This is a genomic window from Actinoplanes sp. NPDC024001 (assembly GCF_040638955.1).
GTDB lineage: Bacteria > Actinomycetota > Actinomycetes > Mycobacteriales > Micromonosporaceae > Actinoplanes.
Window position 1 is genome coordinate 26,604 of sequence record NZ_JBEZZB010000014.1, and the last position, 20,682, is coordinate 47,285.

Sequence of the window (20,682 nt, forward strand, 5' to 3'; positions counted from 1 at the left end):
GGAGAGACGCAATGCCGAATTACGACCGCGAAGCCGTGCGCCGGGTGCTGGAGCTGGCCGGTGCCGAGGGACGCAGTTCGCTGACCGCTCCCGAGGGGCGGCTGGTGGTCGAGGCGTACGGGATCGCCACGCCGGGCGAGGGCCTGGCCGGCAGCGCCGACGAGGCGGTGGCGCTGGCCGAGAAGATCGGCCTGCCGGTGGTCCTGAAGATCGTCTCGCCGGACATCCTGCACAAGACCGAAGCCGGCGGCGTGCTGGTCGGGCTCGGCTCGGCCGCTGAGGTCGCGGCCGGCTACGACACGATCATCGCCAACGCGAAGGCCTATCAGGCCGACGCGACGATCGTCGGGGTGCAGGTGCAGCAGCAGCTCACCACCGGGCACGAGGTCATCGTCGGCACGGTGACCGACCCGACGTTCGGCAAGATCGTCGCTTTCGGCCTCGGCGGCGTGCTGGTCGAGGTGCTCAAGGACGTCACCTTCCGGCTGGCCCCCACCGACACCGCCACCGCGCTGTCGATGATCGACGGCATCGCCTCGGCCGAGATCCTGCGCGGCGTCCGCGGCGCCGAGCCGGCCAACCGGGAGCTTCTGTCCGACCTGATCGTCCGGCTCTCGGACCTGGTCACCGACTTCCCGCAGCTGGCCGAGGTCGACCTCAACCCGGTGCTGGCCACCTCCACCGCGGCGACCGCGGTGGACGTACGGATCCTGGTCGACCCCAAGGCCGCCGAGCGCCCGGAGCAGTTCACCGACGAGCAGATCCTGACCGGCATGAACCGGATCATGCGGCCTGCCTCGATCGCCGTGATCGGCGCCTCCGCCGAGTCCGGCAAGATCGGCAACTCGGTGATGAAAAACCTGGTGAACGGCGGCTACCAGGGCGAGATCTACCCGATCAACCCGAAGGCCACCGAGATCCTGGACCGCAAGGCGTTCAAGAGCATCTCCGACGTGCCCGGCCCGGTCGACGTCGCGATCTTCGCGATCCCGGCCAAGTTCGTGCCGGCCGCGCTGGAGGAGGTCGGCGTCAAGGGCGCGGCCGGAGCGATCATGATCCCGTCCGGCTTCGGCGAGATCGGCAACCACGAGCTGCAGGCCGAGGTGCTCGCGATCGCCCGCCGGCACGGCGTACGCATCCTCGGACCGAACATCTACGGCTACTACTACACGCCGGAGAGCATGTCCGCGACGTTCTGCACCCCGTACGACGTCAAGGGCGGGGTGGCGCTCTCCTCGCAGAGCGGTGGCATCGGGATGGCCATCCTCGGCTTCAGCCGGTCCGCCCAGATGGGGGTGTCCGCGATCGTCGGGGTCGGCAACAAGGCCGACATCGACGAGGACGACCTGCTGACGTTCTTCGAGAGCGACCCGAACACCCAGCTCATCGCCATGCACCTGGAGGACCTGAAGGACGGCCGGTCGTTCGCCCGGGCCGCCAAGCGGGTGTCGGCGACCAAACCGGTGCTGGTGCTCAAGGCCGGCCGTACCGACCAGGGCGCCAAGGCGGCCAGCTCGCACACCGGCGCGCTGGCCGGCAACGACAGGGTCTACGACGACATCCTGCGGCAGAGCGGCGTGATCCGCGCCCCCGGCCTCAACGACCTGCTGGAGTACGCCCGCGGCATCCCGCTGCTGCCCACCCCGCAGGGCGAGAACGTCGTCATCATCACCGGCGCCGGTGGCTCCGGGGTGCTGCTCTCGGACGCCTGCGTGGACAACGGGCTCACGCTGATGGAGATCCCGGGCGACCTCGACGAGGCGTTCCGCAGGTTCATCCCGCCGTTCGGCGCCGCCGGCAACCCGATCGACATCACCGGCGGCGAACCGCCCTCGACCTACCGCAACACCATCGCGCTCGGGCTGTCCGACCCGCGCATCCACTCGCTGATCCTCGGCTACTGGCACACCATCGTCACCCCGCCGATGGTCTTCGCCGAACTGGTGGTGGACGTGGTCGAGGAGTTTCGCGCGAAGGGCGTCAACAAGCCCGTGGTCGCCTCGCTCGCCGGAGACGTCGAGGTCGAGGAGGCCAGCGAACACCTGTACCGGCATGGCATCGTCGCCTATCCGTACACCACGGAGAAGCCCGTCGCCGTGCTCGGTGCGAAGTACCGGTGGGCACGCTCCGCCGGTCTGCTCGGCGGTCAACGGGACGGCCGCTGAGTCGTGCACAGATCCACCACACCGGGCAGTCGGAGGGGCCACTAGCGACATAGCGACCGCTCCACGGCCAGGGTCACAAAGGACACCAGACGCCGTACGGGCCCATCCTCGGTTCGCGCGGCGCCGGAATCCCAGGAGGTCCAAGAGTGGACGCTTCGAATACCCCCTCGCCCACCGATCCGACGATTGGCACGACCACATCCACCGCTACCACCACTGTCCCTGACGATCGAGTATGGCGGGCCGGCCGGCTCGAACCGATGCCGATCAGGGAGCTGCCCAAGGCGCCGCCCTCGGTTCACCTGCTCGGCCCGACCGTGTTCCTCGTCGCGCTCGGCGTGGGCATGGGCGAGTCGTACATGTGGCCCCGCCTGGTCTTGATCTTCGGGCCGGAGATCAGATGGCTCTTCCTGATCGGTGTCACCCTCCAGGCGTTCGTCATGCTGGAGATGGCCCGGTACGCGATGGCCACCGGAGAGAGCATCTTCTTCGGCGCCGCCCGGGTCTTCAAGCCACTGATGTGGTTCTTCTTCGTCACGGCGATCCTGGTCTACATCTGGCCAGGTCACCTCTCCACCGGCGCCGCCGCCTTCGAAGAGGTGACCGGCATACCGTGGAAAGTCACGGCCTGCATCGGCCTGATCCTGGTCGGCGTGCTGTTCAGCCTGGCCAAAGTGATCTACCCGCTGCTGGAGAGCCTGCTCGGCGTGCTGATCGGCCTCCTCGTGATCAGCACCTCGGTGGTCGCCTCGCTGGTCGGCCGGTGGAGCGACGTCACCTCCACGCTCGGCGGCATGTTCCACTTCGGCTACCTGCCGGACGAGGCGATGTCGGCGACCTGGTTCCCGGTCATCGTCGGCGCGATCGCCTTCGCCGGCCCGTCCGGCATGCAGCAGATGTGGTACACGCTGCACCTGCGCGACTCCGGCGCCGGCATGGGTGCGCACATCCCGCAGATCCGCGGCCTGCGGCACGCGAACGAGCAGGAGGCGATGCCGTCGCGTGGCTTCATGTTCGACACCGACAACCCGGAGGAGATGAAGAAGTGGAAGGGCTGGCGGCGCTGGGTGACCTTCGACGCCCTGCTGCTCTTCTGGGGTGTGACCATGCTGGTCACGATCTCGTTCACCGTGCTGGCCCAGACCGCCGTCCGGGAGAACCCGAACGTCGGTGAACTGATCCGCGACGGCGATCGGGAGGTCGCGCTGACCGCCATGGCGGACGCCTTCGCCTCGGCCGGCGCGCCGGTGCTGCACGGCGTGTTCCTCGGATTCATCGCACTGATCGGGCTCAACGCCACGCTCGGCCTGTTCGACTCGTTCTCCCGGGGACAGTCCGACATGACGTACCACTTCGTGCCGGGCGCGAAGCGGTTCAGCATGTCCAAGATCTACGCCGGCTTCCTCTGGGGCGTCATCACGTTCGGCATCCTGATCCTGAACTTCGGCCCCGCCGACGGTCCGGGCGCCATCCTCGACGTGCTGGCCTTCCTGTCCACCTTCGCGATGGGCGCGTACTGCGTCGTCCTGCTGCTGGTGAACAACCGGATGCTGCCCAAACCGATCCGTCCCGGCATCGTGCAGAACGTGGTGATCGGGTTCGGCGCGGTGTTCTACCTGGGCATGCTGATCTACAGCCTGGCCCGGTTCGGCGTGGTCATCTAGTGAGCCGGAAGGGGAAGACCATGACCGGCCGGCAGCTACGTCAATTCGGCCTCCTCGCACTGCCCGGCGCCGGCATCGGCGCGGTCGCCGGGCTGGCGGCCCTCGGCCTGGCCCTGGTCGCGGGCCAGCCCGTCGACTGGGCGCTGGCCACCGGTGTGGCGCTCGGGCTGCCGCTGGTGCTGCTCGGCGGGGGTTTCGGGCTGCTGCAGGCGGCCGGAACGCTCACACCGGGGGTGTTCGCTCCGACGGCGCTGTACTGGCTGGCCGGGTTCCCCCTCGCCCGGTTGGCGCACGAGGTGCTGGTCGGCCTGCTCCTCGCAGGCCGGCCCGCCCTGCCGCCGGATGTGCTCGGCTTCCTCGCGTACCAGGCGATCGTCAGCCTCGGCTTCGCGATCGGGTTCAGCTGGTTGTACGAGCGGGTGACGCCGGGCTGGCTGCGCCGGATCCGGCACGGCAACCCGCGGGCCGAGCGGTTGTACCAGTTCTACCTGCGGCACGCCGAGGCGCAGTGGAAGGCGCGCGAGCACCGCCGGCAGGCGCGGGCCGCAGCCCGGGCCGTTCGATCAAAAGGAGCCTGATGAATCTACCGATCTGGGTGTGGGCCGTGACGATCATCGGCTTCGTCGCGATGATCGCCCTCGACTTCTACCTGGTCGCCCGGAACCCCCACGAACCGTCCTTCCGGGAGTGCGTCGGCTGGGTGAGCTTCTACGTGCTGGCGGCGGTCGCCTTCGGGTTCGTGCTGATGGCGACCAGCGGGGCCGGTTACGCGGGCCAGTTCTTCGCCGGCTGGCTCACCGAGTACTCGCTCAGCGTCGACAACCTGTTCGTCTTCATCATCATCATGAGCCGGTTCGCGGTGCCGGTGCGGTACCGGCAGAAGGTGCTGCTGATCGGCATCGTGCTGGCGCTGCTGATGCGGGGCGTGTTCATCGCGGCCGGCGCCTCGGCGGTCGCACGCTTCGACTGGCTGTTCTACCTGTTCGGGGCGTTCCTGATCTACACCGCGATCAAGCTGGTCGGCCCGCAGCACGAGGACGAGTTCTCGGAGAACTTCGCGCTTCGTACGGCGAAGCGGATCCTGCCGACCACGGAGTCGTATCACGGCTCCTCGATCCTGGTCCGGGTGGACGGCCGGCGGATGGTCACGCCGATGCTGATCGTGATGGTCGCGATCGGCACCACCGACCTGCTGTTCGCGCTCGACTCGATTCCGGCGATCTTCGGGCTGACCCAGGAGCCGTACCTGGTCTTCACCGCGAACGTCTTCGCGCTGATGGGCCTGCGGCAGCTCTACTTCCTGCTGGGTGGGCTGCTGGACCGGCTGGTCTACCTCAGCAAGGGCCTGGCGTTCATCCTGGCCTTCATCGGCGTCAAGCTGATGCTGGAGGCGCTGCACCACGACGGGGTGTCCTGGGCGCCGGCGGTGCCGATCACCGTCTCGCTCGGGGTCATCGTCGGCACGTTGCTGATCACCACTGTCGCCAGCCTGATGAAGTCGCGGCGGAGCGAGGTGGAGCAGCGGCCCGCCGCCCCGGAGACGGTGACGGCGGACCGGGATGCGAGCTGACCGGTGGTCAGGCCTTGATCAAGCCTTCGTCCGGGGCGGAGCCGCGGAGGAAGCGCGCGATCTCCTCGTCGCTCGGCCGGGCGGTGCGGCGCTGGTTCTCCAGCGCGGCCGCCAGGCCGAGACCGAGGGAGCGGCCGTCGGCCGGGAAGCCGGAGGGCAGGGCCAGCCGGTCGGTGAGGCGGGCCAGAGTACGTGAGAACTTGCGCCAGGTGGTCATGACAACATCACTCCTGCTTGTCGATCTTCCCGGGAAACGACGCTTCCCGGGACCGTGCGCACCGGACCGGACGGTGGACGACCGTGCGGGACGGTGGTCCGGCAGGACACTCGGGTGGGCCTGGTGGGGCCGGGCACATCCGGGTCGCCGGATCTATGTCTGTCGCCGCAGCGCCGGCCCGCGGGGGTTGCCCACGGCGGACGACGCGGGGCGGGGCTCACGGTGTGAAGGTGTTACGCCGGGCGCCTACCCACTGGCGTGCCACCACAAACCCTAGCGCTCGTCCCGTTGGCGACGGGTGCCTGTTCGGCTCCTCCAGAATACAGGCTTCGGTATACAAAAAACGATCGAGTGACCAAAGCCACCGGCCCCCGCCCTCTAGACACCCCACCCCGGCGTGGTCCACGATTATTGCCTACCCCATACGGTATGCAATATGGGACGTCGCGCGACCATGGAGGGCTCGGATCATGACCATCGCTTCACTCCGGGAATCAGACGCCGGCGACGCCGTCGGCGCGAAGAAACTCACCGACGGGATCCATCTGGTCGTCGACGCGCTCAAGCTCAACGAGGTCGAAGCCGTCTACGGCGTCGTCGGCATCCCCATCACCGACCTGGCCCGCCTCGCCCAGGCGTCCGGCATCCGCTACGTCGGCTTCCGGCACGAGAGCGCCGCCGGCCACGCGGCGGCGGCGGCCGGCTTCCTGACCGGCAAGCCGGGCATCTGCCTCACGGTGTCCGCCCCCGGCTTCCTCAACGGACTGGTATCGCTCGCCAACGCCACGGTGAACTGCTTCCCGATGGTGCAGATCTCCGGGTCCAGCGAGCGGCACCTCGTCGACCTGCAGCGCGGCGACTACGAGGAGATGGACCAGCTGGCGGCGGCCCGGCAGTTCGCCAAGGCGGCCTATCGGGTGCACCGGGCGGAGGACATCGGCCGCGGCATCGCCCGCGCGATCCGCACCGCCGTGTCGGGCCGGCCGGGCGGGGTCTACCTGGACATCCCGGCCGCGGTCCTCGGCGAGGTCATCGACGCCGACCTGGGCGCGGCGTCGCTGTGGCGGGTCGTCGACCCGGCGCCGCGGCAGGTGCCCGAACCCGCGGCGCTGGACCGCGCGATCGACCTGCTCGCGGGCGCCGAGCGGCCCCTCGTCGTGCTCGGCAAGGGCGCCGCGTACGCGCGGGCCGACGACCAGATCCGCCAGTTCATCGAGCTGACCGGCGTGCCCTACCTGCCCATGTCGATGGCGAAAGGCCTGCTGCCCGACGACCACCCGCAGTCGGTGGCCAGCACCCGGTCGCTGGCCCTGCGCCGGGCCGACGTCGTGATGCTCGTCGGCGCCCGGCTGAACTGGCTGCTCGGGCACGGCGACGCGCCGCAGTGGAACCCCGACGCCACGTTCATCCAGGTGGACATCGACAGCACCGAGCTGGACAGCAACCAGCCCATCGCGGCGCCGCTCGTCGGTGACGTCGGTTCGGTGCTGCAGGCCCTGATCGAGCGGACCGGACCCGGCCGGATCGCGGCCCCGGCACCGTGGCGCGACGAGCTCTCGGCCCGCTCGGCGGAGAACGTCGCCAAGATGACCAAGCGACTCAAGGCCGCCGAGACCGCACACCCGATGAAGTTCCTCGGCGCGCTGCAGGCCATCCGTGACGTCCTGCGGGAGAACCCCCGGGCGTACGTGGTCAACGAGGGCGCGAACGCGCTGGACCTGGCACGCAACACGATCGGCATGCGGGTGCCGCGGCACCGTCTCGACAGCGGCACCTGGGGCGTGATGGGCATCGGCATGGGATTCGCGATCGCCGCCGCGGTCGAGAGCGGAGACCCGGTCGTCGCCATCGAGGGCGACAGCGCGTTCGGGTTCAGCGGCATGGAGCTCGAGACGATCTGCCGCTACGGCCTGCCCGTCGTCACGGTCGTGATGAACAACAGCGGTGTCTACCGGGGCGACGCCGCGTCGGCAGCCTCCGGGGATCCCGCCCCCACCGCCCTGCAGGCCCGGCACGACGTGATGATCACCGCGTTCGGTGGCAAGGGATACCGGGCGACGACGCCGGACGAGGTCGCCGCCGCCCTTCGCGAGGCCCTGGCGCTGGGCCGGCCCGCGCTCATCGACTGCATCATCGACCCCGCCGACGGCACCGAGAGCGGCAACATCGCCCACCTCAACCCGAAGGGCATCACGGTGCAGCGCTGAGGGCGACCGGACCGGGATGCGTGTGGGCGGCCCGCCGGCGCGGGCCGCCCACTGATCCGTGCCCGCACAGTCCTGGCAGAAGACGGAGGCTCAGAGCCATGTACACAGTGACCAATCCCGCGACGGGTGAACTGGTCGAGAAGATCGAGAACGCGACCGAGGAGGAGATCCGGGAAGCCATCGATCGCGTCCACCGCGGATACCTGTCGTGGCGGCGCCGGCCGGTCGCCGAGCGGGCCGCGATCGTGTCGCGGGCGGCGGACCTGTTCGCCGCCCGCGCCGACGAGCTGGCGGCGACGATGACCCAGGAGATGGGCAAGCGGATCAACGAGGGCCGCGGCGAGATCGGCGTGGTCGTCGACATCTTCCGGTACTACGCCGGCAACGCCGCCGCGCTGCTGGCCGACGAGCCGCTGGAGATCAGCGGCGGCGGGGCCGTCATCACCAAGAACCCGATCGGGCCGCTGCTCGGCATCATGCCGTGGAACTTCCCCTGTTACCAGGTCGCCAGGTTCGTGGCGCCGAACCTGGTGCTCGGCAACACGATCCTGCTGAAGCACGCCTCGATCTGCCCGCGGTCGGCGGTCGCGATCGAGCGGATCCTGCACGAGGCCGGGGTGCCCGAGGACGCGTACGTGAACATCTTCGCCTCCAGCGCGCAGATCCCGTCGATGCTGGCGGATCCCCGCATCCAGGGAGTCTCCCTGACCGGCAGCGAGCGGGCCGGCATCTCGGTCGCTGCCGAGGCCGGGAAGAACCTGAAGAAGGCGGTCCTGGAGCTCGGCGGCTCCGACCCGCTGATCGTGCTGGACACCGACGATCTGGAGCAGACGGTGAAGGCCACCGCGACCGCCCGGATGCGCAACTGCGGCCAGTCGTGCAACGCGCCGAAGCGGATGATCGTGCTCGCCGACGTCTACGAGGAGTTCGTCGAGCGGCTGACCCGGTATGTGGCCGAGACGTTCGTCCCGGGCGATCCCGCGGATCCCGCGACCAAGCTGCCGCCGCTGGCGTCGGCCGCGGCGGCCGACGAGGTGGCCGGTCAGATCGAGAAGGCGGTCCGGCAGGGCGCGACGCTGCGCACCGGCGGGCGCCGGGTCGACGGGCCCGGCGCCTATGTCGAGGCCACGGTGCTCACCGACGTGACCCCGGACATGGACGTCTATTACGAGGAGGTCTTCGGCCCCGTCGTGCTGGTCTTCCGCGCGGAGACCGAGCAGGAGGCGATCGCGATCGCGAACGACTCGCCGTTCGGGCTCGGCGCCAGCGTGTGGGGCACGGACCCGGACCGGTTGCGCCGCGTCGCCGGGCAGATCGAGTCCGGCATGGTCTATCTGAACAGCGCCGGCGGGTCGCAGGCCGACCTGCCGTTCGGCGGGATCAAACGCTCCGGGATGGGCCGGGAACTCGGCCCGGCCGGCATCGAGGAGTTCATGAACAAGAAGTCCATCCGCCTCTAGGCGATGATCCGGCCGGGCCCGCCGGGGGCCCGGCCGGTCAGCCCAGGGTCTCCTGCTCGCCGGCTTCCTTGCGCCGCTGGTGGTAGGACTCGCGGGTGCGTTCGGTGTGCCGGCGCATGATCTCGCCGGCCCGCCGGCTGTTCCCGCTGGCGATCACGTCGATCAGCGCCGCGTGCTCGTCCCACGCCTCGCGGCCGCGGGAGCGGGCGATCGGCGAGTAGTACCACCGCACCCGGCGGTCCACCATCGCGATCAGCTGGGCGAGGACCTTGTTGCCGGACATCTCGACCAGGAACGCGTGCAGGGCCGCGTTCGCGTCGACCAGGGCCACCTGGCTGTCCTCGCTGAGCGCCTGCTCCCCGGCACGCTGCAGCTCCCTGAGCTGCTCGATCTGCTCGGGCGTGGCGTGCTTGGCGGCCAGCCGCGCGGACTCCGTCTCGAGCAGCGTGCGGGTGGCGAGGAGCTGGTCGGCCTCCTCCTCGGTGGGCACGTGCACGAAGGCGCCGAGGGCGGGGCGCAGGTCGACCCATCCCTCGTTGTGCAGCCTCTGCAAGGCCTCCCGGACCGGCTGCCGGCTCACGCCGAGATGGGCGGCCAGCTCGTTCTCGACGAGGTGCTCACCGGGCTGCAGCTCACGATTGATGATCATCTCGGCGAGGGCGTCGTAGACCGCCTGGCGCAGTGGGGCGGGCCGTTCCAGAGGCTGCCGCGCGGCCCGTGGCTCGCCGCGGGTCGCGCCGAGTGACCGTCGCGCGCCGGCTGAAGAGATCCCGCCTCTCCGATCGGTCATGAACTACCTCCGCTGCGAGAAGCGATGAACTGGGCTATAGCATACAGTCGCCGAGATGCAATCACTGAGCGCGGTGCCACGAGGGTGGGCGGCTCAGCCGCCCACCCTCGTGGTGTTCCTCCCGCCGGTCAGCCGGAGACCGGGTCCCGGTACTCGACGTCCGGTGCGGGCTCGAACTCGTTGACGTGGGCGATGGAGAGGCCGTGCGCGGTGTTCGCCTCGCGCTCGATCATCACCTCGACCAGCACCGGCCGGCTGGTGCGCCTCGCCTCCTTGCTGGCCCAGGCCAGCGCGTCGGCGATCTCGTCCGGCTGGAACACCCGGCGCCCGGAACAGCCGTACGCCTCCATGATCTTGACGTTGTCCGAGCCGTACGTGTCGTAGTGGATGTCGACCTCGTAGTTCATGTCGTAGCCGATCTCGGCCTGACGGATCAGCCCGAGGTACTCGTTGTTCAACATGATCAGTACGAAGGGGATGTCGTACTGCGCGGCGACGGCGAGCTCCTCGACCAGGAACTGGAACGAGTAGTCGCCGACCACGCCCACCACCTCGGCGTCGGGCCGGGCGGACTTGACCCCGATCGCCGCCGGTATCTCCCAGCCGAGCGGGCCGGCCTGACCGCAGACCTGGTAGTGCCGGGGCTTGAACACCTTCTGGAACTGCCCGGACCAGATCTGGTAGAGGCCGATGGCGGTGACGAAGTAGGTGTCCGGGTCGAAGAACGCGTTGATCTCCCGGAACACCCGGGGCGCCTTGATCGGGGCGGTGTCGAAGTCGTCGCGGCGCAGCAGCGTCTCGCGCAGCCCGCGAACCTGCGCGATCCATCCGCTGCGGTCGCGCCGCACGCCCCGCTGCCGCGCCGCGTCGAGCAGCGCCGCGAGGAACGGCCCGGCGTCCGACACCACGCCGAGGTCCGGGCCGAACACCTTGCCGAGCTGGGTCGGCTCGATGTCGACGTGGATGAACTTCCGGCTGCCGCGGTAGGTCTCCAGGTCGCCGGTGTGCCGGTCGCCGAAGCGGGCGCCGACCGCGAGGACCAGGTCGGACTCCAGGAACGAGGCGTTGCCCCACCGCTGGGTGGTCTGGATGCCGGTCATCCCGGCGAACAGATCGTGATCCTCCGGCAGCGCGCCCTTGCCCATCAGCGTCACCTGGACCGGGATGTCCAGGGTCTCGGCGACCTCGCGCAGCAGGCCGGTGGCCTCGCCGATGATCACCCCGCCACCGGCCAGGATCAACGGGCGCTCGGCGGCCAGCAGCATGTCGAGGGCCCGCTCCACCCGGGGCGGGTGCGGCTCGACGCGGGGCACCGGCAGCGGCGCGTCGATCGCGGCGTCCCACTCGATCTCCTGGCGTGCCACGTCGATCGGCAGGTCGATCAGCACCGGGCCGGGCCGGCCGGACCGCGCGACGCGGAACGCCTCCCGGAAGATCCACGGCGCCTGGGCGGCCTCCTTGACCTGCACCGCCCACTTCGTCACCGGCTTGGCGATCTCGACGATGTCGACCGCCTGGAACGCCTCCTGGTGCAGCTTGGTGGTGGGCGCCTGACCGGTGATGCAGACCATCGGGATCGAGTCGGCCTGGGCGGTGTACAACCCCGTGATCATGTTGGTGCCGGCCGGCCCGGACGTGCCGATGGCCACGCCGACCCGGCCGTTGGTGCGGGCCCAGCCGTCCGCCATGTGGGTGGCGCCCTCCTCGTGCCGGACGATCAGGTGCCTGATGTCGCTGCGGCGCAGCGCGGCGTAGAGCGGGAGGATGGCGGCGCCCGGACAGCCGAACGCGATGTCCACGCCCTCCGACGCCAGCACTGAGACGACCGCGTCCATACAGGGAATCTTGGCCATGAGGCAACCTCCGAGGAAGGGGTAGGGGTCGGGCTCAGGCCGCGTTCGGCCGCCGGGCCATCGTCCTGGCCAGCAGATCGGTCGCGGCGTAGATGGTCCGCAGCGTCGGCGCCGGCGCACCGGTGATGTCGGCCATCTCCACCACGGCCGCGACGACGGCGTCGAGTTCCAGCGGCTTGCCGGCCTCGAGGTCCTGCAGCATCGAGGTCTTGTGGTGGCCGACCCGCTGAGCGCCGTCGAGCCGTTTCTGGATGGAGATCTCCGGCGTGCTGCCCACCCGGGCGGCGATGTCGAGCGTCTCCTCCATCATCTGCTCGACCACCCGCCGGGTGCCCGCGCTCTCGCAGATCTCGACCATGGTGGCCCGGGTGAGCGCGCTGATCGGGTTGAGCGAGGCGTTGCCCATCAGCTTGATCCAGATGTCGTCGCGCAGCCGCGGCTCGACCGGGCACTTCAGGCCGCCGGCGATCATCGCCTCGCTGAACTGGAGACAGCGCTGCGACACCGTCCCGTCCGGTTCGCCGATGGAGAACCGGGTGCCCTCCAGGTGCTGGATCACCCCGGGTGACTTGATGACGGTCGCCGGGTACACCACGCAGCCGATCGCCCGCTCCGGCGCCATCACCGCCGAGGTCTCGCCGTTCGGGTCCACCGCTTCGATCCGGTGGCCCTCGTACGGCCCGGGGAGCTTGTGGAAGTACCACCACGGGATGCCGTTCTGCCCGGCGACGAGGGCGGTGTCGGGGCCGAGCAGGGGAGCGAGCAGCGGGCCCGCCGAGGCGTACGAATGTGCCTTGAGGCCGAGGAAGACGTAGTCCACCGGTCCGATCTGCGCCGGATCGTCGGTGGCGTGCGGATGTGCGGAGAAGTCACCGCGGGGGCTGAGGACCCGGACCCCGTGTGCCCGCAGCGCGGCCAGGTGCGCCCCGCGGGCGATCAGATGCACGTCCACTCCGGACCGGCACAGTGCGGCGCCGACATAGGCGCCGATAGCTCCGGCTCCGAGCACCGCGACTCGCATGGGCTACCCCCTTCTCGCACGCGATCCTGTATGCGTTATGGGGAGTACAGTATGCAATCTGAGAATGGCTGACAAGGAGTGGGCGTGATCAGTGCTGGGGTGCCGGCTCGGTGGCGTAGGCGAGGACCACACCGCCCAGGATGAGCGCGAGCGCGATGGCCCGGCCGGCGGTCACCGGGTCGCGGTTCACGAGGACGCCGAGGGTAACGGCTCCGACCGCGCCGATGCCGGTGAACACGGCATAGGCGGTGCCGACGGGAATCGTGTTCATCGCGGTGGACAGCAGGTAGACGGCGGTGGCCGCGAGCAGGAAGCACAGCAGGCTCGGCCACGGCCTGGTGAAGTTCGCCGTCGGTTTGATGCTCTGCGACCAGGCCACCTCGACCACTCCGGCGAGCAGGAGCAGCACCCAGTTCATCGGGCGAGTCCTTTGCCGAGCGCACGTGCCGCGTGCAGAGCGTCGGCGACGGACTCGTCGTGCTTGCCCCGCAGGTGCCCCAGCTGGGCGTCGACCAGGGAGTTGACCAGCTCGGCGTTGACGAAGACCGGGTCGTCGACGGCGAAGTGCCCGCTGAAGAAGTCCCGTAGGTAGCGTTCGTGGTGGTCGAAGGGCGCGCGGGGCGTGCCCGGCGCGTAGGAGCCGCCGCGGGCGCCCACGACGACGAAACGCCGGCCCCGCAGCGACATCCTGGGGAAGGTGATCTGGTCGAGCCACGCCTTCAGCGCGGCCGGGACGGAGAAGTTGTACATCGGCGCCCCGATCAGCACCACGTCGGCGGCCACGACCTCGTCGAGCAGCGGCTGGACGGTCGCCCACGCCGCCTCCTGTCCCGGCGTGCGGACCGCTTCCGGGTAGCGGTCGATCTCGGTGATCCCGTGGAGCAGCAGGTGGTCACAGATCTCGGTCCAGGCCTCGCCGATCGGCGGCACCGGTCTCGCGGCGAGATCGCGGTGGATCACGGTCCCGTCGGGAGCCGCCTCCCGCCACGCGTCGGTGAACGCCCGCCCCAGGCGGCGTGAGAACGAGTCGCGCCGCGCGCTGGAGTCGACGTGCAGCAGTGTCGGCATCTTTCCTCCCCGGATAAGTGGACACGGTGTCCACCTATGCGCCGACCGTAGCACAAGCGGACGCCGTGTCCACTTGTTAGGCTGGCGGGATGGTGGCGGAGGAGAACCTGGTGGGCCCGGGCGGCGGGCCGCCGAAGGAGCGCGCGGACGCCGCACGCAACCGGACCCGCGTGCTCGCCGCCGCCGAGGAGCTGTTCAGCCGGCGGCGCCCGGTCACGATGGAGGAGATCGCCCGCGCCGCCGGAGTCGGCCGGGGCACCCTCTACCGCCGGTACCCCGACGTCGCCTCCATCGCGGTGGCCCTGCTCGATGAGCACGAACGGCAGGTGCAGGACCGGCTGATCCGCGGGGAGCCGCCCCTGGGTCCCGGCGCGCCGCCGTACGAACGGATGGCCGCGTTCTATGCGGCGATGGTCGGGCTCCTGGAGCGCCACGGTCACCTCGCCCTCGGCGCCGAGATCGGCCGGGCGCGGTTCACGACCGGCGCCTACGGCTTCTGGCAGGCGCACGTGCGGGCCCTGCTGGCCGAGGCCGGAGCGCCCGAGGTGGACGCCCTGACCGACCTGCTGCTCGCCCCCGTCGCGCCGGAGGTCTACGACTACCAGCGCCACCAGCGTGGCCTGAGCCCGGAGCAGATCACCGCGGGCCTGTCTCGCATCGCGCGGAGCCTGCTGCCCTGAGCCGGCGGAGGCCGCCGTGGGCCTGCCGGCCCGCTACCTGCCGGTCAGCAGACGCTCCGGGCGCAGCTCGACCATCACGCGGTCGGCGGACCACTGCGGGGCGGCGGCCCGCTCCGGCAGGTACTTCTCCAGCAGCGGGCGGGCCAGCTCGTCGTGGCTCTCCTCGATCAGGCGGGCCCGGCCGTAGGCGACCACGTAGAACTTCTTGTCGAAGTCGTCGACGAGCAGCGACAGGGACGGGTCGCGCTTCAGGTTCAGGTATTTCGCCCGGGAGCGCGTCGTGCTGAAACGGAACGCCTCGCCGTCCCAGAGGAACCAGACGACGGTGAGTTGCGGCGGCCCCGACGCCCGGTTCACGCCGACCACCGCGTGCCGGGCGCCGGCCAACAGTTCTTCCACGTCCTCTGTCATGCGAGCACGCTAAAGTCTCACATCGATGTGAGAGTCAAGGGAGAATCATGCGCATCGGTGAGCTGAGCCGGCGGACCGGGGTGAGTGAGCGGCTGCTGCGCTACTACGAGGAGCAGGGTTTGCTGCTCCCGAGCCGGCTGCCGAGCGGTTACCGGGTCTATGCGGAGTCCGACGTGGAGACGGTGCGCCGGATCCGCTTCCTGCTGGCCGCGGGACTGTCGACCGGCGTCATCGCGAGTGTGCTGCCGTGCGTCGCCGCGGACGGCAGCACACTCGCCCCGACCTGCCCGCGACTACGGGCCGACCTGACCGCCGAGTGGCGCCGGATCACCGCCACGATCGGGGAGCTCGAGGAGTCCCGCCGGCTGCTGGAGGCGGTCCTCGGCGATCCGCGGTGACACGTGGTAGTGGGCGATCCGCCACGCGTCGCCGTCCCGGCGCACCACCACGGTCAGGTTCACCAGCACCGGGGCCCGGTCCAGACCCGGGAAGCTGAAGTCAGCCGCGACCCAGCCGAGCACCACGTCCGGGGCGAGCCGGCGACTCTCCAGGATGCGGTAGCTCACCGTCATCTCGGGCGGCTGGCTCGCGTAGTAGGCGGCCACCCCGGGCCGGCCCACGGTGTAGGGACGCAACCCCTGGAACACGGCGTCCTCGGTGAAGACGGCGGCCACGTCCTCGGGTGCGTACCGATCGATGGCCGAACGCCACGCGTCCAGCGGGCCGCGCAGCGCGGCCACCTCTGATGTGGTCATCAGTGCCCCGCGCTCTGTCCGCCGTCGACGTGCAGGATCTCGCCGAGGCGGGCCATCGGGTGCAGGCCGGCCAGGAACTCGTGGGTCTCGGCCGGGTGCATCGGGGTACGGATGACGCCCGGCGACACCGCGTTGAACCGGATGCCGCGCGTCGCGTACTCGTTCAGTCCGGCCTCGATCACCCGCGCGCCGACCGCCGGATCCGCGATGTCGCCGGGGACCGCCAGCACCCCCGGATCGTCCGGCGGGGTGATCCGGCGCGAGTTGGCGACCACCAGATAGCCCAGTTTGCGGTAGGCGGCGACGGTGGCGGCGCCGATTCCCTGCGAGGCTCCGGTGACGACGGCGACCTTGGACATGGCTGGCTCCCTGCGGTGGGTCGGAAAGCTGTCTGGGGCGAGCGTGCGCCGCGGGCCGGCCGGTCGGCACGACCGGCTTCCTCCCGCCTGGGAGGCTGCGCCTATCAGGCACCTATGCTCGGCGGATGGAGCTACGCCAGCTGCGCTACTTCGTCGCGGTGGCCGAGGAGCTGAGCTTCGCCCGGGCCGCCGAGCGGCTGCGGATCGCCGGGCCGTCGCTGTCGCAGCAGATCAAGGCGCTGGAGCGGGATCTCGGCACCCGGCTGTTCGACCGGGACCGGCGGACGGTCGCGCTCACCCCGGCCGGCACGCTCCTGCTGCCCCGCACGAAGGCGCTGCTGGAGCAGGCCGACGACCTGCGGCGCACCGCCGCCGGCCTGTCCGGCACCGCGCCGGTCCGGCTCGGCTACGTCAACTGGCGGCCGCCGGACCTCGAGCAGCGGGCCGCCGGCACCGCCCAACTGCTGGTGGACGCCTGGGTGCTGCCGTCGCACGCGCAGGCGGCCCGGGTCGCCGACGGCAGCATCGACCTGGCGATCTGCTGGGTGCCCGTGCAGACGCTCGCCGACGACGAGCTGGAGGCGCGCCTGCTCGGCGCCGACCGGCTCTTCGCGATCAGCGCCGGCCCGGGCGCGGGGCCGGTGCGGGCGGCGGAGACGACGGTGCTGATCGACGCGGACGAGACGAGCTGGTCGTCGTGGAACCGCTGGGCGCTGGCGATGGCCGAGCAGACCGGCGCCACCGCGCTGCGCGTCTCCGAGGGCGGGGTCACCGGCGAGGCGTTTTTCGATCACGTGCGGCGGCTGCGCCGCCCGGTGGTCAACAACCCCAAGAGCCAGACCACGCCGGTGCCGGCCGACCTGGTCGCTCGCCCCATCCACGACCCGGCGCCCTACTGGACCTGGTCTCTGGTTGCGCGCCGCGGCGAGCCGCGGCCGGTGGTGGTCGCGCTTTTCGAGGCCCTCACGCGTACGGTGGACCGCCTGTTTCTCGACGATCCGCACGTGTGGCTGTCGCCGGAGGACCCGCACCGCCCGGTCTGAGCCGGCCCGCGACCAGTGGCTCGGCCAGCAGCACCGCCAGGGCCGCCACCACCAGCAGGCCACCGACCAGCGCGGTCTCCCGGGCCCCGGCGCCGCCGAGCACCCCCGCCCCGAGCAGCGAACCCGCCGCGATGCCCACGTTGAAGGCGACCGAGTTGCCCGCCGACGCCAGGTCGGTGCTGCCCGGCGCGACCTCCATGACCCGGTTCTGCAGGGCCGGGGTGAGCGCGCCGAGGCCGAACCCGGTGGCGGCCAGCAGCAGCGTTGTCGCGAGCTTCGAGCCGGTGGCGGCGAACATGCCGAGCAGGGCGAGCGCCAGGATCACCACCGAGCCGATCAGCGTGCCGCGCTGCCACCGGTCGGTGCCGGCGCCGCCGGCCGCGATCCCGGCGAAGTCGACCACGCCGCGCACCAGCAGCAGCGGCCCGAGCGCGGCGGCGGTGAAGCCGGCCGCCTCGGTCAGGAACACCTCGGTGTAGGTGAAGGACGTGTAGAGCCCGGCCACCGACAGCGTCGTGGCGGTGACCACGATGGCGTATCGGCGGGCGTCCGGGCTGGTCCCGGTGGCGGCGTGGGTCTCGTCGACCACCACGTCCGGCATGAGCAGCAGCAGGGCGGCGAAGGCGACCAGCGCCATGCCGGCCAGCGCGAGGAACGCCGCGCGCCAGCCGAAGTGCTGGCCGATCCAGGTGCCCGCCGGGACGCCGAGCATCGGGCCCAGGGCGGCGCCGGCGAAGACCACCGAGCCGACCCGGCCGCGGATGCGCAGGTCGAACATGGCCGCGACGGTCGGGCTCACCACGGCCCAGAACAGCGCCTGGCTCAGCGCGACCACGACGCGGGCGGCCAGCAGGACGCTGTAGTCGCGGGCAGCCGCGGAGGCCAGCGTCGCCACCACCAGAACGCCCAGCAGCGTCGCCATCAGCCGTCGGCGCGGGACCCGCCGAGTCGCGTACGTCAACGGGAACGTGACCACCGCGACCGTCACCGCATAGCCGGTGACCAGCAGGCCCGTGGACGCGAGCGACACGTCGAGGTCGTCGGCGATCAGCGACAGCAGGCCGATCGGCAGGGTCTCGGTCGCGACATAGCAGAACGCGGACGTGGCCAGGGCGAGCAGAGCACCGAGAGCCGGCAGCGGAAGGGCTCGGGACGGGGCGGGACGCTGGGCCATCGGCGGTCAGCGGGTGTCGACCAGCAGCCGGACCGCGAGACCGCCGAAGATCACCGCGCAGACCTGATCGAGCCGGCGGCGCACCGACGGGCGGTGCAGCAGCCGCTCGGCCAGACCGCCGGCGGTCAGGCCGATCGTGGCGTCGACCGGGAACCCGACGGCGATGAACACCGCGCCGAGCGTCAGCAGCTGCGCCCAGACCGGCCACGCGTCGGCGCCGGTGGTCAGGAACTGCGGCAGGAACGCCAGGTAGAACAGCACGATCTTCGGGTTCGCCAGGTTGGTGAGGGTCGCCATCGCATAGACCTTGCGCAGCGACCGGCGTGGCACGGCCGGCGTGGTGGCGGCGGGGCCGGCGCTGCGGCCGGCGCGCCACGAGCTGACGGCGAGGTGGACGAGGAACACGGCGCCGAGCACCCGGATGACCGTCAGTGCCTCCGGCGCCGCCGCGATCAGCGCGGTGAGCCCGGCCGCGGCGGCCACCGTGTGCCCGGCCAGACCGGTCGACATCCCGGCCGCGGCGACGACGCCCGCCCGGCGGCCGCCGACGCCCGCGTTGGCCACGATGAACAGCATGTCGGGGCCGGGCGCGACGCTGAGCAGGAAGACCGCGATCACGAACGCGGCGAGCAGAGCGAGGTCCATGGCCGCATGGTGCCCGGCCGGTCCTCGCGTGTCGCCGGATTACTCAGATGCCGGGACGAGCAGCAGCGTCCGGGTCTGCTGATAGGGGCAGCCCGCGGCCTCGAACGCGCCGGCGGTGGCCCGAACGCCTTCCCGGTCGTCGTCGAGCAGCGCGGCGGCACGGTCCAGGAGCGCGCCGGCGATGCGGTTTCCGGCGGCCGCCGGGCGGGCTTCGGCCAGCAGGTCGGCGGCCTTGGGATGGCCGGACAGCACGGCGGCTTCCACCCGCAGGGCGACGTGCCAGTGCATCAGGATCCCGGTACGCCACGCGCCCGGGGCGTCCAGCCGCTCCAGGGCGAGCGCCGGCTGCCCGTGGTGCAGCAGGGCGATGGCCTCGAAGGCGGGGCTGTAGCCGGACCGGTCCTCGGCGGTGACGCCGAGCCGGTCGAGGACGGCCAGCCAGTCGTCGCGGGCGGTTCGGTCGCCGCGCAGGTCGTGGACCATCGCGACCGCGGCGACCACCGGGCCGAGGTTGCGGACCGGTGGGTGGCCCGCCTGCGCCCAGCCGTCGAGGAACCGGCCGCTCGCCGCGATCACGTCCGCGGTGTGGCCGGCGAGGGCGTCGGCCATCAGGATCCGCGACGTGGCGACGTGCCCGGCCTCGGCCAGCAACGGCAGGTCGCGCAGCCGGCGGCCGCAGCGCCGGGCCGCCACCAGATCGCCGACGGCGATGCTGGTCGCGGCGGCGATCAGGAGCGCGTCGATCAGCTCGTCGGCGACGTCCGGGGTGAGGGGGAGGGGATCGAGCAGGTCGACCCGGGTACGGGCGGTGGCCGCGGCGGCGGGCTCGTCGCCCGCGCGGCGGTGCGCCCCGGTCAGCGCGAAGAGGGCGGCGCACTCGGCCAGGGGATCGCCGAGGCGGCGGGCCAGGTCCACCGCGCGCTCGGCGAGGGTGCTCATCCGCGACGCGGCGTCCCCGGACTTCTCGGCGAAGAACGCATAACCGGCGGCGGCACAGTCGGCGAGGGCGACCGCGGCCTGCGCGGCGGGGTCGTCGCCGGCCAGCTGCCGGGCCCGGGCGAGCAGGGCGGCCGGCTCGTCACGCGGCGGCAGCTGGGCGAACGCGCCTGCCTTACGGAAGTAGGTGGTGGTCGCGGTGGCGAGGTCACGCGCCGCGGCGGTCGTGTCGCCGGCGGCGTCGGCAGCGGCCCGCCACAGCCGGTACGCGTCGTCGCCGCGCATCCGGCACGCGGCCACACTGGCGGCCTGCCGCAGGGCCGGGGCGGGATCGTCGGCGAGGGCGGCGGCCTGCTCGTAGCGCTGCTGGGACTCGCCGATCAGGTTGCGGTCGAAGGCCAGGCGGGCGAGCAGCAGGGCCAGGTGGTGGGCGTCGGCCCGGCGGCCGGGGTGGCCGTCGGCCCGGCTCAGGGCCGCCCGCAGGTCGTCGGCGACCGCGTCGAACCGGGCCCGCCAGCCCTCCCTCTCCGCGGCGGCGAGGTCCTCGGCGGTCTCCCGGCACCAGCGCAGATGCCGGTCGAAGGTGATCTCCTGTTCGTCCGCGGCGGTGAGCTGCTCGAGCCCGTACTGCCGGATGGTCTCCAAGAGGCGCCGAGCCACCGGC

21 protein-coding genes are annotated in these 20,682 nt (G+C 71.4%); 9 read left to right on the forward strand and 12 right to left on the reverse strand.

Annotated features, from left to right (window positions below; genetic code table 11):
• Nucleotides 1-11 precede the first annotated feature (11 nt).
• The 4 genes from AB0F81_RS07900 (at nt 12) to AB0F81_RS07915 (ending at nt 5,399) form a co-directional block, all read left to right on the forward strand.
• On the forward strand, nt 12-2,165 hold the full coding sequence (locus tag AB0F81_RS07900) for an acetate--CoA ligase family protein (RefSeq protein ID WP_360192732.1): 2,154 nt from the start codon (nt 12-14) through the stop codon (nt 2,163-2,165).
• Between the two features lie 260 nt (nt 2,166-2,425).
• A complete protein-coding gene (locus AB0F81_RS07905; protein WP_360192735.1) occupies nt 2,426-3,829 on the forward strand; it encodes an Nramp family divalent metal transporter in 1,404 nt (467 codons plus the stop codon).
• Nucleotides 3,830-3,849: 20 nt separating this feature from the next.
• Nucleotides 3,850-4,407, forward strand: a complete 558-nt coding sequence (locus tag AB0F81_RS07910; protein ID WP_360192738.1) for a hypothetical protein — start codon at nt 3,850-3,852, stop codon at nt 4,405-4,407.
• Nucleotides 4,407-5,399, forward strand: a complete 993-nt coding sequence (locus AB0F81_RS07915) for a TerC family protein (protein WP_360192741.1) — start codon at nt 4,407-4,409, stop codon at nt 5,397-5,399. Before AB0F81_RS07910 ends, AB0F81_RS07915 begins: the two co-directional genes overlap by 1 nt.
• A gap of 7 nt (nt 5,400-5,406) precedes the next feature.
• On the opposite strand, the gene AB0F81_RS07920 is transcribed toward AB0F81_RS07915, so the two are convergent.
• Complete coding sequence (locus AB0F81_RS07920) at nt 5,407-5,616, reverse strand: hypothetical protein (RefSeq protein ID WP_360192743.1); 210 nt, start codon at nt 5,614-5,616, stop codon at nt 5,407-5,409.
• A 470-nt stretch (nt 5,617-6,086) separates the two neighbouring features.
• Between AB0F81_RS07920 and oxc the strand changes: the two genes are divergently transcribed.
• A complete protein-coding gene (oxc, locus tag AB0F81_RS07925) occupies nt 6,087-7,823 on the forward strand; it encodes an oxalyl-CoA decarboxylase (RefSeq protein ID WP_360192746.1) in 1,737 nt (578 codons plus the stop codon).
• 98 nt (nt 7,824-7,921) lie between these two features.
• On the forward strand, nt 7,922-9,283 hold the full coding sequence (locus AB0F81_RS07930; protein WP_360192748.1) for an NAD-dependent succinate-semialdehyde dehydrogenase: 1,362 nt from the start codon (nt 7,922-7,924) through the stop codon (nt 9,281-9,283).
• Between the two features lie 37 nt (nt 9,284-9,320).
• Here the strand turns inward: AB0F81_RS07930 and AB0F81_RS07935 are convergent, their stop codons facing one another.
• From AB0F81_RS07935 to AB0F81_RS07955, 5 genes are all read right to left on the reverse strand, one after another.
• Nucleotides 9,321-10,073: a GntR family transcriptional regulator gene (locus AB0F81_RS07935; RefSeq protein ID WP_360192750.1), complete on the reverse strand. Its 753-nt coding sequence runs from the start codon at nt 10,071-10,073 to the stop codon at nt 9,321-9,323.
• A 128-nt stretch (nt 10,074-10,201) separates the two neighbouring features.
• On the reverse strand, nt 10,202-11,926 hold the full coding sequence (gcl, locus tag AB0F81_RS07940) for a glyoxylate carboligase (protein ID WP_360192753.1): 1,725 nt from the start codon (nt 11,924-11,926) through the stop codon (nt 10,202-10,204).
• Between the two features lie 34 nt (nt 11,927-11,960).
• A complete protein-coding gene (locus AB0F81_RS07945; RefSeq protein WP_360192755.1) occupies nt 11,961-12,947 on the reverse strand; it encodes a 2-dehydropantoate 2-reductase in 987 nt (328 codons plus the stop codon).
• Between the two features lie 88 nt (nt 12,948-13,035).
• The gene (locus AB0F81_RS07950) at nt 13,036-13,365 is read right to left on the reverse strand and encodes a multidrug efflux SMR transporter (protein ID WP_360192758.1); all 330 of its coding nucleotides are present in this window, start codon (nt 13,363-13,365) and stop codon (nt 13,036-13,038) included.
• Entirely contained in the window at nt 13,362-14,015 is a 654-nt protein-coding gene (locus AB0F81_RS07955) for an NAD(P)H-dependent oxidoreductase (protein WP_360192760.1), read from the reverse strand. Before AB0F81_RS07955 ends, AB0F81_RS07950 begins: the two co-directional genes overlap by 4 nt.
• A gap of 89 nt (nt 14,016-14,104) precedes the next feature.
• On the opposite strand from AB0F81_RS07955, the gene AB0F81_RS07960 reads away from it, so the two are divergent.
• Entirely contained in the window at nt 14,105-14,695 is a 591-nt protein-coding gene (locus tag AB0F81_RS07960) for a helix-turn-helix domain-containing protein (RefSeq protein WP_360192762.1), read from the forward strand.
• 33 nt (nt 14,696-14,728) lie between these two features.
• On the opposite strand, the gene AB0F81_RS07965 is transcribed toward AB0F81_RS07960, so the two are convergent.
• Entirely contained in the window at nt 14,729-15,106 is a 378-nt protein-coding gene (locus AB0F81_RS07965; protein WP_360192765.1) for a TIGR03618 family F420-dependent PPOX class oxidoreductase, read from the reverse strand.
• A gap of 47 nt (nt 15,107-15,153) precedes the next feature.
• Here AB0F81_RS07965 and AB0F81_RS07970 point away from each other — a divergent pair, with 47 nt between their 5' ends.
• The gene (locus tag AB0F81_RS07970; protein ID WP_360192769.1) at nt 15,154-15,504 is read left to right on the forward strand and encodes a MerR family transcriptional regulator; all 351 of its coding nucleotides are present in this window, start codon (nt 15,154-15,156) and stop codon (nt 15,502-15,504) included.
• On the opposite strand, the gene AB0F81_RS07975 is transcribed toward AB0F81_RS07970, so the two are convergent.
• Together AB0F81_RS07975 and AB0F81_RS07980 are read right to left on the reverse strand one after the other, a co-directional pair.
• Nucleotides 15,400-15,861: an SgcJ/EcaC family oxidoreductase gene (locus AB0F81_RS07975; protein ID WP_360192772.1), complete on the reverse strand. Its 462-nt coding sequence runs from the start codon at nt 15,859-15,861 to the stop codon at nt 15,400-15,402. The genes AB0F81_RS07970 and AB0F81_RS07975 overlap by 105 nt on opposite strands.
• The gene (locus AB0F81_RS07980; RefSeq protein WP_360192775.1) at nt 15,861-16,220 is read right to left on the reverse strand and encodes a hypothetical protein; all 360 of its coding nucleotides are present in this window, start codon (nt 16,218-16,220) and stop codon (nt 15,861-15,863) included. The genes AB0F81_RS07975 and AB0F81_RS07980 overlap by 1 nt, the downstream gene beginning before the upstream one ends.
• A gap of 125 nt (nt 16,221-16,345) precedes the next feature.
• On the opposite strand from AB0F81_RS07980, the gene AB0F81_RS07985 reads away from it, so the two are divergent.
• On the forward strand, nt 16,346-17,263 hold the full coding sequence (locus tag AB0F81_RS07985) for a LysR family transcriptional regulator (protein WP_360192778.1): 918 nt from the start codon (nt 16,346-16,348) through the stop codon (nt 17,261-17,263).
• Here the strand turns inward: AB0F81_RS07985 and AB0F81_RS07990 are convergent.
• From AB0F81_RS07990 to AB0F81_RS08000, 3 genes are read right to left on the reverse strand one after another with little or no spacing between them, the layout of a single operon-like run.
• The gene (locus AB0F81_RS07990; protein ID WP_360192781.1) at nt 17,184-18,437 is read right to left on the reverse strand and encodes an MFS transporter; all 1,254 of its coding nucleotides are present in this window, start codon (nt 18,435-18,437) and stop codon (nt 17,184-17,186) included. The genes AB0F81_RS07985 and AB0F81_RS07990 overlap by 80 nt on opposite strands.
• 6 nt (nt 18,438-18,443) lie before the next feature.
• Nucleotides 18,444-19,082 carry a LysE family translocator gene (locus tag AB0F81_RS07995; RefSeq protein WP_360192784.1) on the reverse strand — a complete coding sequence of 213 codons (639 nt, stop codon included), beginning with the start codon at nt 19,080-19,082 and terminating at the stop codon, nt 18,444-18,446.
• Between the two features lie 39 nt (nt 19,083-19,121).
• On the reverse strand, nt 19,122-20,663 hold the full coding sequence (locus AB0F81_RS08000) for a hypothetical protein (RefSeq protein ID WP_360192787.1): 1,542 nt from the start codon (nt 20,661-20,663) through the stop codon (nt 19,122-19,124).
• Nucleotides 20,664-20,682: the final 19 nt, after the last annotated feature.

Bases quoted from the DNA above. Each gene is read 5' to 3' on its own strand.
- AB0F81_RS07935 (WP_360192750.1), bottom strand. From the start codon at position 10,073: ATGACCGATCGGAGAGGCGGGATCTCTTCAGCCGGCGCGCGACGGTCA.
- AB0F81_RS07990 (WP_360192781.1), bottom strand. From the start codon at position 18,437: ATGGCCCAGCGTCCCGCCCCGTCCCGAGCCCTTCCGCTGCCGGCTCTC.
- AB0F81_RS07950 (WP_360192758.1), bottom strand. From the start codon at position 13,365: ATGAACTGGGTGCTGCTCCTGCTCGCCGGAGTGGTCGAGGTGGCCTGG.
- AB0F81_RS07920 (WP_360192743.1), bottom strand. From the start codon at position 5,616: ATGACCACCTGGCGCAAGTTCTCACGTACTCTGGCCCGCCTCACCGAC.
- AB0F81_RS07975 (WP_360192772.1), bottom strand. From the start codon at position 15,861: ATGACCACATCAGAGGTGGCCGCGCTGCGCGGCCCGCTGGACGCGTGG.
- AB0F81_RS07980 (WP_360192775.1), bottom strand. From the start codon at position 16,220: ATGTCCAAGGTCGCCGTCGTCACCGGAGCCTCGCAGGGAATCGGCGCC.
- AB0F81_RS07900 (WP_360192732.1), top strand. From the start codon at position 12: ATGCCGAATTACGACCGCGAAGCCGTGCGCCGGGTGCTGGAGCTGGCC.
- gcl (WP_360192753.1), bottom strand. From the start codon at position 11,926: ATGGCCAAGATTCCCTGTATGGACGCGGTCGTCTCAGTGCTGGCGTCG.
- AB0F81_RS07960 (WP_360192762.1), top strand. From the start codon at position 14,105: ATGGTGGCGGAGGAGAACCTGGTGGGCCCGGGCGGCGGGCCGCCGAAG.
- AB0F81_RS07910 (WP_360192738.1), top strand. From the start codon at position 3,850: ATGACCGGCCGGCAGCTACGTCAATTCGGCCTCCTCGCACTGCCCGGC.
- AB0F81_RS07995 (WP_360192784.1), bottom strand. From the start codon at position 19,082: ATGGACCTCGCTCTGCTCGCCGCGTTCGTGATCGCGGTCTTCCTGCTC.
- AB0F81_RS07955 (WP_360192760.1), bottom strand. From the start codon at position 14,015: ATGCCGACACTGCTGCACGTCGACTCCAGCGCGCGGCGCGACTCGTTC.
- AB0F81_RS07985 (WP_360192778.1), top strand. From the start codon at position 16,346: ATGGAGCTACGCCAGCTGCGCTACTTCGTCGCGGTGGCCGAGGAGCTG.
- AB0F81_RS07905 (WP_360192735.1), top strand. From the start codon at position 2,426: ATGCCGATCAGGGAGCTGCCCAAGGCGCCGCCCTCGGTTCACCTGCTC.
- AB0F81_RS07965 (WP_360192765.1), bottom strand. From the start codon at position 15,106: ATGACAGAGGACGTGGAAGAACTGTTGGCCGGCGCCCGGCACGCGGTG.
- oxc (WP_360192746.1), top strand. From the start codon at position 6,087: ATGACCATCGCTTCACTCCGGGAATCAGACGCCGGCGACGCCGTCGGC.
- AB0F81_RS07945 (WP_360192755.1), bottom strand. From the start codon at position 12,947: ATGCGAGTCGCGGTGCTCGGAGCCGGAGCTATCGGCGCCTATGTCGGC.
- AB0F81_RS07915 (WP_360192741.1), top strand. From the start codon at position 4,407: ATGAATCTACCGATCTGGGTGTGGGCCGTGACGATCATCGGCTTCGTC.
- AB0F81_RS07970 (WP_360192769.1), top strand. From the start codon at position 15,154: ATGCGCATCGGTGAGCTGAGCCGGCGGACCGGGGTGAGTGAGCGGCTG.
- AB0F81_RS07930 (WP_360192748.1), top strand. From the start codon at position 7,922: ATGTACACAGTGACCAATCCCGCGACGGGTGAACTGGTCGAGAAGATC.